Origin of the sequence: Streptococcus cristatus (assembly GCF_003943465.1) — a bacterium.
GTDB lineage: Bacteria > Bacillota > Bacilli > Lactobacillales > Streptococcaceae > Streptococcus > Streptococcus cristatus_C.
The window spans coordinates 61,442-74,393 of the sequence record NZ_RJPR01000001.1 but is presented as its reverse complement, the minus strand read 5'-3'; the positions used below and the strand labels follow the sequence as shown (position 1 = coordinate 74,393).

Sequence of the window (12,952 nt, the reverse complement as noted above, 5' to 3'; positions counted from 1 at the left end):
TAAAACCCTAAACTTGCCAGCTCAAAATTGGGAATAGACTGATGAGGGAAACTGAATTTGAAAAATTGAGTTTCTCTCATTTTTTGATGAGAAACTTTCTCCGTCTCAAGTCGGATTTGAGTTTAAAAAATGGTTTTTAAAAGAGTTTTAGCCTTAATTATGGTAAAATAATGTCTGAATACTATTAGCTATCAAATGAATTGAATGAGGTCTTTATGATGAAAATCGGAATCGATCAAATCGGTTTTGCGACTAGCAATTATGTTTTAAAATTAGATCATCTAGCTGAGGAGCGGGGGATTGATCCCAACAAGCTCAGCAAGGGATTATTGATGAAGGAGATTAGCATTGCTCCTTTAACTGAGGATATCGTCACTTTGGGCGCAGCAGCGGCTGAGCAAATCTTGACCGTAGAGGATAAGAAGGTCATTGATATGGTCATTGTTGCAACAGAGTCTAGCATCGACCAAAGCAAGGCGGCTTCGGTCTTTATTCATGGTCTTTTGGGCATTCAGCCCTTTGCTCGTAGCTTTGAAATTAAAGAGGCCTGCTATGGAGCAACTGCTGCTCTAGACTATGCCAAGCTGCATATCAGACAATATCCAGAAAGCAAGGTCTTGGTTATCGCTAGCGACATTGCCAAATATGGGAAAGAGACGCCAGGCGAGCCGACTCAAGGTGCAGGCGCTGTCGCTATGTTGATCAGTCAAAATCCACGCATCCTTGAATTCAATGAAGATAATGTGGCTCAGACTCGTGATATTATGGATTTCTGGCGCCCAAATTACTCTACGACTCCTTACGTCAATGGTGTTTATTCAACCCAGCAGTACTTGGATTGCCTCAAGACGACTTGGAACGAATACCAAAAACGTCATGGTTTAGCTTTGGGAGACTTTGCAGCGGTTTGTTTCCATCTTCCCTATCCAAAATTGGCGCTGAAGGGGTTGAATAAAATTATGGATAAAAGCTTGTCTCAGGAGGAGCAAAAGGGCCTGCAAGAAAACTTTGACAAGTCTATTCTCTATAGTCAAAAGGTCGGGAATATCTATACAGGCTCCCTCTTTTTGGGGCTCTTGTCCCTCTTAGAAAACTCTGAAAATCTTAAGGCTGGTGACAAGCTTGCTCTCTTTAGTTATGGGAGTGGCGCTGTCGCCGAGATTTTTAGTGCCAATCTGGTAGAAGGTTATGAGAAACAGCTGACGACTAATCGTTTGGAGAAATTAAATCAACGTCAAGAACTGACAGTTGCTGCTTATGAAGAGCTTTTCTTTGCAGAAGCTCAGCTGGATGAAAACGGCTCAGCTGTTTTTTCTGACTACGATGACCAAGTTTACGCCTTGGTTCAAATCGACCAACACCAGCGCAAGTATATCAAAGTTGAGAAACCATCATGAAAATAAATTGGACCGGATTTTCTAAAAAAACGCCTGCAGAGCGGCTAGAGTTTCTGAAAGCCCATGAACTGCTCCAGGCTGAGAATTGGCAAAATCTTGCTAATCAAATCCATTTGCCGCTGGAGACTGCCAATCAAATGAGTGAAAATGTGCTTTCTGTTTTGGCTTTACCTTATTCGATTGCACCGGACTTTCTCATAGATGAGCAGGTCTATCAGGTACCTTTTGCAACAGAGGAGCCCTCTGTCGTTGCTGCTGCTAGTTTTGCAGCAAAAATCATTAAGCGCAACGGCGGTTTCAAGACCAAGATTCATAATCGGCAGATGGTTGGGCAGGTCGCACTCTATGATGTGCCCGATGTAGCTAAAGCCTTAGAGCAAATCCAAAATGAGAAGTCAGCTTTATTAGAATTGGCAAATCAAGCCCATCCTTCCATTGTCAAGCGAGGAGGTGGGGCGCGTGATTTACGAATGGACTTCCTGGAGGGAGAGACGGACTTTCTAGTTGTCTACCTTGTCGTGGACACTCAGGAAGCCATGGGTGCCAATATCCTTAATACCATGCTAGAAGCCCTAAAAGAACGGTTAGAGGAGCTAACAGGTGGACAGAGCTTGATGGCCATCCTGTCTAACTATGCGACTGAGGCGCTCGTAACAGCCTCTTGTGAAATTGATTTCCACTCACTCAGTCGAGACAAGGCAGAAGCTGAACGCACCGCTCAAAGAATCGCTCTAGCTAGTCAATTCGCAAAACAGGATCCTTATCGAGCCAGCACGCATAATAAAGGTATTTTCAATGGCATTGATGGAGTTCTTTTGGCGACAGGAAATGATTGGCGGGCCATTGAAGCAGGGGCTCATGCCTATGCTGTTCGCGATGGCCGTTATCAAGGATTGAGTAACTGGAAGGCCAATCTAGAGGAAAGAAAACTCTATGGCCAGTTGACTCTACCCATGCCGGTTGCGGCCAAGGGAGGCTCGATTGGGCTTAATCCAATGGTTGTCGCCAGTTTTGATTTATTGGGGCAACCGACAGCAAAAGAATTAGCTTCAATTATCGCTTCTGTCGGCTTAGCGCAAAATTTTGCGGCTTTAAGAGCGCTGGTGACTACGGGAATTCAGGCTGGGCACATGAAGCTTCAAGCTAAATCCCTAGCTTTATTGGCCGGTGCTCAGGAAGATGAGATTGCTGCTGTTGTTGCAGAGCTTCTCAAAGAGAAGCAATTTAATCAGGCAAAAGCTAAGGAAATTCTAACTAAAATTCGTAAAGAAAAATGAGTCAATATGTATTGACTCATTTTTTATAGTGAAGAGGATGTTTCTTCAGGTAGCTGTAAATCTTTAATACAACCGTCCCGCTAGCCATGCCGATAGAGATGACCAAGGCTAGGATGACGACCAAGGTAGCATTGACCATAGCATGACTGTAATCACCTGTCACAAAGAAGGCAGTTGTCCGGTAGGAAATATATCCAGGTACTAGAGGCGCTAGAATAGCCAAAATAAAGACGACAGCTGGCGTTCTGTAGATGATGCTGAGGATTTGGCTGGCGCAGGAACCAATGATAGCAGCCACGAAGGTTGCAATGATAACATTAGTCGGTCCCTTGAGTAGAAGATAGAGTAGCCAAGTAGCCATTCCTAAAACTCCGCCGGGAATCAGCATACTACGCTGGACATTTAGAACGATTAAAAAAGTGATGATAGCCAGTAGGCTGGCCAGAGCTTGTAGTAAGAAAGTCAAGATTGTCATAGGCTTATTTCATAAGAATGAGGGCGACAGAGGTACCGGCACCGAGAGCAAGAGTAATGAGAAGCGATTCAAATAGTTTGCTCATTCCAGAGTTGATATGGTTGGTCATGATATCTCTAACTGAGTTGGTCAGAGCGATTCCAGGGACGAAGGGCATGACAGCTCCTGCGATGATCAAGTCTGCTGTTGAATCGAATCCTGAGTAGCGAGCCCAGATCTGGGCTAATAATCCGAAGACAAAAGCTCCAGCAAAGGCTGAAACAAAAGGAATTCGAATATATTTATCGACATAAAGGGAGAAAGAGAAGCCAAATAGAGTCGCGATACCGGCTCCAAGAGCATCGTAGAAATTTCCACCAAACATGATAGAAAAGAAAGGAGCACTGAGTGTAGCTGCTGTGATGAGTTCTCTTTTGCTATAGGGAACCCCTTTTGTTTTAAGTGCCCTTAGTTGTTCAAGAGCTTCTTCCAAATTGATTGCTCCACTGACTAATTGCCGAGAAACCTGATTGACATCGCAGACTTTCTCGATATTGTAGTTCATATGGATATTTCGCTTCATTCGAGAAATATTAGTATTTTCAATTGAAAAGAATATGGCAACGGGCATGGCTAAGGCATTGCAGTCCAGGATGCCTTGTGAATGGGCAATCCGGATCATGGTGTCTTCGACCCGATAAATCTCTGAGCCGCTTTGTAATAGCAAGGTCCCAGCTAGCATGATAACATCGACGGCCAGATTAAGATTTTTTTCATCTGTAGACATTTTCTCAGCCATTATATCCCCTTTTTCATTTCACAATAACTCTATTATAACATAAATGCTCAAAGCTATCTCTCCAAAGCAAAAGAAAACCAGCTGAAAATCAGCTGGTTTTACAATTAGGAAAGAGGCTTAGCTAAGTGCATCATCCATAGAAAGAACTTCGTGGAAGACACGTTGTGTCAATTCAGTTTTTTGTTCTGGAGTGAGGTATTTAGTGTTTACACAGTAACCTGAGATACGTACGATAACGTCTTCACCTGACATGATCTTGTCGTAAACATCTTGCAAGTCCATAACGTTCAAGTTAACGTGTTGTCCACCGTTTTCGAAGTAACCATCAAGAATTGTTACCAAGTTGTCCACTTGTTCGTCACGAGTCTTACCAAGAGCGCGTGGTGAAACTTGAGTTGTCAATGAGATACCGTCAGCTGCGTAACCAAAGTCAAGGCTCGCAAGTGAGTTCAAGTTTTGCAACCAGCCACCTTTCGCTTTGTTAGATGGGTTAGCACCTGGTGAGAAGAATTCAAGTTTAGACAAGTTTACAGAACCATCTTCGTTGAGATAGACACCTTTATGGACTGGTGAGTTACCAGTTTGTTTAGAGTAAGCAACGTTAGATGTGATGGTCAAAAGTGATACTGTAGCTTCAGCGTCTTTGTAAAGTTTGTGGCTACGTAGACGAGTTGTATAAGCTTCGATCAACCATTCTGCCAATTCATTTGAACGTGGGTCATCTTCACCCCAACGTGGGTATTCACCGATTGTTTCGTAATCGTAGATGTAGCCATTTTCGTCACGGAGTGGTTTAACTGTAGCGTACTTGATAGCTGACAATGTATCAACAGTGTTAGCAAATCCACAGATACCGAATCCCATGTTGGCACGTTGTTTAGTTGGCAAGAAGGCCATTTGAACAGCTTCGTAGTTGTACTTGTCAGTCATGTAGTGGATGATGTTCAAAGCATCTACGTAAGTGTCAGTCAACCAGTCAAGAGATTTTTCAAAATTCGCTTTAACTGATTCAAATTCAAGAACTTCGTCACGGATAGGATCGATGTCAAATACTTTGTAGTCTTTGTGAACATCGTCGTAACCACCGTTCAAACCAGTAAGAAGGGCCTTAAGAACGTTTACACGAGCACCGAAGTACTGGATGTTGTGGCGTTGTTCTTCGTTTTCTGGGTCAAGTGGTGACACACAGCATGAGATACAGCTCATTTCACCATATCCGTCTTTAGCCATTGTTGTTACACCTTCGTATTGGATAGAAGAGTGTTTGTGGCTCATGTGCATACAGTAGCGGCGGAAGTTGTATGGCAATTTGTCAGTCCAAAGAACTGTCAAGTTTGGCTCTGGAGAGTTACCGATATTGTCAAGAGTGTTCAAGAAACGGTAGTCCATCTTCGTAACACGGTGACGACCGTCGTTACCCATACCAGCCATAGAAGTTGTGATGAAGGTTGGGTCACCTGAGTACAATTGGTCATAAGCTTTTGTACGAGCAAATTTAACTGTACGAAGTTTCATAACGAAATCATCAACAAATTCTTGGATTTCTGATTCAGTAAATGTACCACGAGCAAGGTCACGTTCTGCAAAGATGTCCAATACAATTGGCACACGTCCTAGAGATGTTGCAGCACCGTTGATAACACGGCAGACTGCCATAAAGGCGATGTTCACCCATTGGATAGCTTCTTTGACGTTCATCGCTGGTTTGCGAACGTCAACACCGTAAAGGTCACCCAAGCGAACAACTTGTTGCAATGCTTGGTATTGAAGGTTTACTTCTTCGCGAAGACGGATTGTTTCTTCATCAATCTCTTTAATTGCATTCCAGTCGTTTACTTTTTCTTGCATCAAATAATCTGCACCGTAAAGAGCAAGACGTGCGTAAACACCAATGATACGTCCACGAGAGTAGGCATCTGGAAGACCAGTTACAGTGTGAGCGTGACGAGCACGACGGATGTTTGAAGTGTAAGCACGGAAAATACCGTCGTTAACTGTTGTTACGTATTTTGTGAAGATTTCGTGAACAGCTGGATCTGGTTCGTATCCATTTTCCTTCAAAGTTGTTTCAGCCATACGGATACCACCTTTTGGCATGAAGTTCAATTTGAAGAGTTCATCGTTTTGAATACCGTAAATTAGTTCGTTATCTCTGTCGATATAACCAGCAGGGATATCTGCAATAGATGTTGGACGAGTGTCCATTGGGAAACGAGTTTCTTCGTAGTGAGCTTTTGTTTCTTCTACGATTTTCTTGATGTGGAGTGAGCGCTCAGTAGGACCTGCCAAGAAGCTTTCATCTCCATCATAAGGTGTGTAGTTGGCTTGAACGAAGCGAGAAACACTTGCTTTCTCTTTCCAGTCTTCACCTTTGAAGCCTTCCCAAGCTTTGTCAAAAATATCTTGAGCTTCTACAACTGTTTTAACAACCATTAGATTTTCCTCTTTATTCTAGCAACATAAACTGTTACATTTATAATTAAAGTATATCATAAGGTAATCGGTTTCACAAACGGATTTCGGTGCTAAAAGAGGCTTTCTTTTATAATACAGATTGATATTTTATCGTAAACTGTTTTATAATTTTGAAAATGGTAAATGAAAATAGTAGGAAGAAGCTGATAAGTTGAATTATTTTGTACTTGCTTTGAACGTTACTATGTAGAAATTTGTCCAATACTGAAATTCCTATTTTAATACTTTGTCTAAGCACCTCAGAAAGTTTCTCATGTTTTCCAGTCTTGCTTTTGAATAAAAATCCTTTGAAACTTGCTTTAAAAATGATAAAATTTGCTAAAGATCTATTCTAACTTATAGGAGCCGGCATGCTAATTTTTCCGCTAATCAATGATACATCGCGAAAGATCATTCATATTGATATGGATGCTTTTTTTGCTTCGGTCGAAGAGCGGGACAATCCTAAGCTTAAGGGGAAGCCTGTGATTATCGGTAGTGATCCGCGTCAGACAGGTGGACGTGGCGTGGTTTCGACCTGTAATTACGAAGCTAGAAAGTTCGGAGTTCATTCAGCTATGAGTTCCAAGGAAGCCTACGAGCGCTGCCCGCAGGGGATTTTTATCTCGGGAAATTATGAGAAATACCAAACGGTTGGTTTGCAGATTCGAGAGATTTTCAAGCGCTACACGGATAAAATTGAGCCCATGAGCATAGACGAGGCTTATCTGGATGTGACGGAAAATAAGTTGGGTATCAAATCTGCAGTCAAAATTGCCAAGCTGATCCAGCACGATATCTGGAATGAATTGCAGCTGACGGCTTCGGCAGGCGTTTCTTATAATAAGTTTCTGGCCAAGATTGCCAGTGATTATGAGAAGCCGCACGGTCTGACGGTCATTCTGCCTGAAGAGGCAGAGGCCTTTCTGGCGCCCATGGATATTGCTAAGTTTCATGGAGTTGGCAGGAAGAGTGTCGAGAAACTGCATGAAATGGGGGTCTATACTGGCGCAGATTTGCTCAAGATACCGGAAATGACCTTGATTGATAAGTTCGGCCGCTTTGGCTTTGATCTCTACCGGAAAGCGCGTGGCATCAGCAATAGTCCAGTCAAATCCAATCGTATTCGCAAGTCTATCGGTAAGGAGCGAACCTATGCTAAATTGCTCCATGGCGAGGAGGATATAAAAAAAGAACTATCTCGCTTGGCAGCTAAGGTCGCTCTCAGCTTAGAGAAACACCAGAAAGCTGGCAAGACGGTTGTCCTCAAAATCCGCTATGCTGACTTTTCAACACTAACCAAAAGGAGGACCTTGGAGCAAGAAACGAAGGAAGTCGAAGTGATTGAGCGGGTTAGTCATGAAATCTATGACAGCCTGGAAGAGCAGCCGCGAGGCGTTCGTTTATTAGGACTGACAGTGACGGGGTTTGGATAAAAAGATAAAGGCTTGGTTCGTGAATTGCCCCCCAAAAGTTAGTTTTTTCTGTCTAACTTTTTTTGGGGGGGGGGCAGTGCGGTTCTGTTCAGTAAGCTGTCCTCTTTATAATTCAAGATTTGGAAATTTGGCATGTATGTGATTTTTTAAACGAGTTAAAGCAAGGTCTGTTTTAGGGACATTTCGGTGTCTGAGAGGTAGTTTCTTTTCGTTTCCATCTGAAAGCACAACTCGAATCTCGTTTTTTCTGATGATTGGAAAGATATAAAACCAGAATGAATACCTATAGTGATACATTGTTAGTGCCTCGTGCATGTCACATGATTTGAAAATAGATTTATAACTGACCAAATGATTCTTGTATAAGAAGATACGAATATCTGGATCAATATAGCCACCATTGTTTTCAATTTGATCCAACGTTCCATTTAATTCGGGATATAGACTCTAAAAATCAGTCAATTTTTTGTGGTTTAAGTAATAACGGATGAATCCGATCAAAATGCATAATATACCAATATAGGTGAAGAAAGTGAAAGAAGCGTCTCCACCTTTTTGAAATTCTTTATCATTAGAGAGAGTGATGTAGTATTTCAGTTGTTGGTTATTTCCATCATTAAATAGATACGAGTTCATGATTTTAGCGTAATCAGGAATACCTGAAGCTGAGTGTACTGAGGCAATCAACCATTTTGGTTCTCCTTCTAAATTATCCGCTTTTTCTAGTTCATCTACGAAGCGGCTAGTTGAAGAATCATTGCGCAGGCCAATATCGCTTTCCCTACCATTTTTATCTATATAAGATACTTTGTAGAAATAGGTTGAGTCATGATCTTCTTTTAACTCTGCAACTGGTCCATCAATATGAGTAATTTTTATTGCTTGGTTGTAGAAGGTGTCAGAGATTTTTGCAGAAAGAATTTTTCCTTCTTTTCGCAAGGTTTCCACACTGATATTTCTAGATTTTGTTGATGAAAAGGTGCCAAATAAAATGAGACTGCATCCTACAACCACCCACTTTATTAGAGTAGAATATTTATTGTATTTCATACAATCTCCTTTGAAGAAAGTTAGTTGTTATTTGGGCTAATCATATAGCCATATTTTAGCATTATACACAGAACAGTGAAGGGAGTCAAGGCTTATTTAAAAATTCCCTTTAAATCTTCCTCAGTCAGTCCGATTAGAGGATCGATTGTTAGAATATTTTTCTCCGTCAGGATATAATTTTCCACAGGTGGTTCGTTATTATCCACAGGATTGTGGATAAGTTTTTGAGGGGATTCTACATCTCCAAAACGTTCAATCAGATAGGTTTTGCGGGCTGTACCGGTATTTTTTACGGCGTAGTCAAAGGCTGACTTTTCCCCAAGTAGGATCAGTTTGCTCTTGGCTCGGGTAATAGCAGTGTAGACCAGATTGCGCTGGAGCATGCGGTGGCTGCTTCGGGTAATCGGAAGGATAACCACGGGAAACTCGCTACCTTGAGACTTGTGGATGCTCATGGCATAGGCTAGGCGAATTTTGTACCATTCGCTGCGCTGGTAGCTAATTTCATTGCCGTCAAAGTTGATGGTTAATTCGTCCTGCTTGGACTCGGTGTACTTAGCTGGGAGCAGGTCGACGATGTAGCCTAAGTCACCGTTAAAGACATTGCTTTCGGCATCATTGACCAAGTGGATGACCCGGTCTCCTTGTCGATATTGGCAATCGGGTGCTTCAAAGGTCAGCTGGTCTTTTTCCACGGGATTGATGAGATTTTGCATGAGGCTATTAATCTGGTCAATACCGGCCTGTCCGCGGTACATGGGAGCCAGCACCTGCACATCTTGAGCAGGAATGCCGTTGCGAATAGCTGCGCTGGCAATTCGTTCAATCATGGGCGGGATGTGTTCATTTCGAGCTTCGAAATAGGAACGGTCCGCTTTTTTCTCAGTAAAATCTTCTGGTAGTAGTCCTTTTTGGATTTGACTAGCCAGAGTGACAATGGTCGAATCTTGGCTCTGACGGTAAATTTTTTCCAGCTTGGTCTGGGGAATGCTCGGTATTTGCAGTAGGTCAGCTAATACCTGGCCAGGACTGACAGAGGGTAACTGTTCTGCATCCCCAACCAAGAGCAGTTTGGTATTGGAGGAGATATTACTGAGGAGCTGATTGGCCAGCCAAGTGTCTACCATGGAGAACTCGTCCACGATGATAAAGTCAGCATCCAGATAATCATCCAAATGACTGGTATCATCATCTCCAGTCATACCGAGATGTCGGTGAATCGTAGCGCTGGGCAGGCCAGTCAACTCGTTCATACGGCGAGCAGCTCGACCAGTCGGTGCAGCAAGGAGAATGGGCAAATCTGTCTTCTTTTTCAAATCCAACTCTCGAAGCTGGCTATAGACGGAAATGATACCATTGATAACGGTTGTTTTGCCTGTTCCTGGTCCACCAGTCAGGATGAAGACTTTTTGTGTAATGGCGTCGAAAATAGCTTGTTTCTGAATCTGATCATAGTGAATGCCTAGGTCATCTTCAGCTTGGCTGATGGCATCGAGGATTTTTTCGTTTTCAAAGCGATCCTGATGGCCTTTTTCCAAGAGGCGGACCAGATTGCTGCGGATGCCTTCCTCGGCAAAGAAGAGGCTGTTTTCAAAAATCTTGGTCTCAACATTTTGGACCTTGTCTTCTTCAATCAGGTGAGCCAATTCATCGGCTACCAGACTGGGATCTAGCTCTACTTGACGCGAACTCTCCAGAAGCTCAATCGTATGTGCCAATAGGTCTCTGGCCTCCAAATAGGTATCTCCAGTTTCCATGGACTGGGTCAGGAGGGTATGAAGCAAGCCAGCTCGAAAACGCTCAGGAGCATTGCTTTCAATTCCCAACTGCTGGGCTAGCTGGTCAGCGATTTTAAAACCGATGCCTTGGATGTCCTCAACTAGTTGGTAGGGATAGTGCTCGACGATGTCCAGCGTTTCTTCCTTGTAGGTTTCCTGAATCTGAAAGGCTAGTTTGTTGGGAATGCCGTAGGCGGCCAGTTTAGCTAAGACCAGTTCTGTTCCATAGTTGAGTTGCAGTTTGGCCACAAAGGCTTCTCGGTTCTTGGCGGAAAGGCCAGTGATTTCTTTGAGTTTTTCTGGCTCAGCTAAAATCTTATCAATGGTTTCGTCCCCATAAAGATCCACAATTTTTTGGGCTGTCTTGACCCCGATACCCTTAAAGTGGTCACTGGAAAAATATTTAACCAGCCCCTTGCTAGTCGGTTTTGCCCTCTCGTAGCGGGAAATTTTTAGCTGCTGTCCGTACTTTGGATGTTGGACTAGGTTGCCCCAAAATGTATAATCCTCGCCTTCAATAATATCGGCCATGGTCCCGGTCACGATAATCTCAAAATCATCAAAATCTTCACAATCCGTGTCTTGGATATCCAAGAGGAGGATTCGAAAGAAATTGCTGGGATTTTCAAAAATGATGCGCTCAATAGTGCCTGAAAAATAAAATTCTGTCATTGTTTCTATATGCTCTTTAAAAAGCAAACCCAGCTGAGTAGTCAACTGAGTTTGGAGGGGGTATACTCTTAAGTATTAGTAAGTCTTGAAAGGTAGGATTGGCCAGATACGGAATTTAGCTTCGCCTTGAATCTGTTCCTTTTGGAAGGTACCGACTTGGCGACTATCTTTGGAAACAATTCGGTCGTCACCTAGAAGGAGGTACTCATCGTCTAGAAGTTTAATGGTAAAGACGGGGCTACCTTCCTTGTCCACGGTAAAGGCTTGGGCTTGAGAGGCTAGCTTGCGGAAGAAAGTTCCGTTGTCCTTATAATCCTTGCCTACATAAGTGGATTGGAGCTTGTCCTTTTTGAATTTCTTGATGTATTCTGTTAAGTAAGATTCATCAGTTTTTTTACCATTGATATAAAGGGTATCGTTTTCGTACTGGATGGTATCACCTGGAAGGCCAATCACTCGCTTGATAACTTCTTTATCTTTGCCAGCATCTGTCTCAGTGGCTACAACAATATCAAAACGATCAATGGACTGGTGTTTCAAAACCATCAAATATTCCCCATTGGCTAAGGTTGGGTCCATAGAGTGACCGTCTACCTTGACAGGTGCCCAGAGCAGCCAGCGAGTGAGTAAGATGATAGAGATAATCAGGGTAAAGGCTCCCCACTCCTTGAGGAAGGCACGGAAGTCAAAGCGTTTGTTTTTCATAGTCTACCTTTCTAAGAGCTTTTTAGCTTTTTCTGTATTTTTAAAATGAAGTTTAGCGGTATGCTGGAGGCCAGTCATTCCATAGGCTTGGAGGATTTGGCTAGCAACCTGGTCGCTCTTGCTTCCAGCTCCACTCGGAAGGGTGTAGCCAAGCTCTTGACTCAGATTTTCCAGATTTTCCAGAAAGAGGTCGCGGGCGATAATGGAGCTGACAGCGACAGCTAGAAACTTTCCTTCCGCTTTCTCAATGAGGCTAACGGGATTTGGGAAATGATTCTTTTCATTTTGTAGGTATTTGTCATAATTCTGCTGACTGGTAAAGGCATCGATGACTATTTTTTCTGGCGTCAAACCTTTTTGCAGCAGCAGATAAATAGCCTGATTATGAAGAGCTACCTTGACAGACACAGCATTGTAACCAGAGGCAATCACTTCGTTGTATTTTTCTGGAGACAGGAGCATAGCCTGATATTGGATTTCTTTTTTCAGAATTGGTGCTAGTTGCCGAATCTTAAGGTCAGTCAAGGCCTTCGAATCGCCCACGCCCAACTTGCGCAAGAAAGTGTGCTGCTCTGGGCTGACGAAGCAAGCAACAACTGCTAAACCACCAAAGTAAGAGCCATTTCCGACCTCATCCGTACCGATAAGGGGAATGTTCTGAGCAGTCTTGCTTGTCTCTTCAGCTTGATGACCAAAGAAAGAAGCATAATGACTGGCTTTTTCTCCTTGGAAAAGAACCTTGCCAGAAGTGTAGATACTGACAGTTGCCTGGTTCAACTTCAGTAGATATTGGATATACTGATTTTTACTGGGCACAAGCTTGTCTTTATATTTCTGGACAAAAGCCTGAATTTCTCCTCGTTTAGGACTTAAAGTTATACTTTCCATAGCCCCTATTGTACCACAAAATGAAACTAGGGAAAATGGGAA

The 12,952-nt window shown here is 42.9% G+C and carries 10 protein-coding genes; 3 read left to right on the top strand and 7 right to left on the bottom strand.

From position 1 onward, the window contains the following. Window positions 1-218: 218 nt before the first annotated feature. Both D8793_RS00380 and D8793_RS00375 read left to right on the top strand, forming a co-directional pair. Window positions 219-1,397: a hydroxymethylglutaryl-CoA synthase gene (locus D8793_RS00380; RefSeq protein ID WP_125371200.1), complete on the top strand. Its 1,179-nt coding sequence runs from the start codon at window positions 219-221 to the stop codon at window positions 1,395-1,397. After that, window positions 1,394-2,674: a hydroxymethylglutaryl-CoA reductase, degradative gene (locus D8793_RS00375; RefSeq protein WP_125371138.1), complete on the top strand. Its 1,281-nt coding sequence runs from the start codon at window positions 1,394-1,396 to the stop codon at window positions 2,672-2,674. The genes D8793_RS00380 and D8793_RS00375 overlap by 4 nt, the downstream gene beginning before the upstream one ends. A 16-nt stretch (window positions 2,675-2,690) precedes the next feature. Here the strand turns inward: D8793_RS00375 and D8793_RS00370 are convergent, their stop codons facing one another. The 3 genes from D8793_RS00370 to pflB all read right to left on the bottom strand — a co-directional run bounded on the left by D8793_RS00370 (window position 2,691) and on the right by pflB (window position 6,360). Then, complete coding sequence (locus D8793_RS00370) at window positions 2,691-3,149, bottom strand: threonine/serine exporter family protein (RefSeq protein WP_045498515.1); 459 nt, start codon at window positions 3,147-3,149, stop codon at window positions 2,691-2,693. Window positions 3,150-3,153: 4 nt separating this feature from the next. Beyond that, the gene (locus D8793_RS00365) at window positions 3,154-3,927 is read right to left on the bottom strand and encodes a threonine/serine exporter family protein (protein WP_005591102.1); all 774 of its coding nucleotides are present in this window, start codon (window positions 3,925-3,927) and stop codon (window positions 3,154-3,156) included. Between the two features lie 117 nt (window positions 3,928-4,044). Then, window positions 4,045-6,360: a formate C-acetyltransferase gene (gene pflB, locus D8793_RS00360; RefSeq protein WP_125371137.1), complete on the bottom strand. Its 2,316-nt coding sequence runs from the start codon at window positions 6,358-6,360 to the stop codon at window positions 4,045-4,047. A gap of 392 nt (window positions 6,361-6,752) precedes the next feature. On the opposite strand from pflB, the gene dinB reads away from it, so the two are divergent. Then, on the top strand, window positions 6,753-7,817 hold the full coding sequence (dinB, locus tag D8793_RS00355; RefSeq protein ID WP_125371136.1) for a DNA polymerase IV: 1,065 nt from the start codon (window positions 6,753-6,755) through the stop codon (window positions 7,815-7,817). A gap of 447 nt (window positions 7,818-8,264) precedes the next feature. Here the strand turns inward: dinB and D8793_RS12070 are convergent, their stop codons facing one another. The 4 genes from D8793_RS12070 to rnhC all read right to left on the bottom strand — a co-directional run bounded on the left by D8793_RS12070 (window position 8,265) and on the right by rnhC (window position 12,910). Continuing rightward, on the bottom strand, window positions 8,265-8,867 hold the full coding sequence (locus D8793_RS12070; protein ID WP_260471080.1) for a hypothetical protein: 603 nt from the start codon (window positions 8,865-8,867) through the stop codon (window positions 8,265-8,267). Between the two features lie 92 nt (window positions 8,868-8,959). Further along, complete coding sequence (gene recD2 / locus D8793_RS00345; protein ID WP_125371135.1) at window positions 8,960-11,317, bottom strand: SF1B family DNA helicase RecD2; 2,358 nt, start codon at window positions 11,315-11,317, stop codon at window positions 8,960-8,962. 75 nt (window positions 11,318-11,392) lie between these two features. Then, window positions 11,393-12,022, bottom strand: coding sequence for a signal peptidase I (lepB, locus tag D8793_RS00340; RefSeq protein ID WP_125371134.1), 630 nt, complete (start codon window positions 12,020-12,022; stop codon window positions 11,393-11,395). A 3-nt stretch (window positions 12,023-12,025) separates the two neighbouring features. Next, on the bottom strand, window positions 12,026-12,910 hold the full coding sequence (gene rnhC, locus D8793_RS00335) for a ribonuclease HIII (protein ID WP_125371133.1): 885 nt from the start codon (window positions 12,908-12,910) through the stop codon (window positions 12,026-12,028). Window positions 12,911-12,952 lie beyond the last annotated feature (42 nt).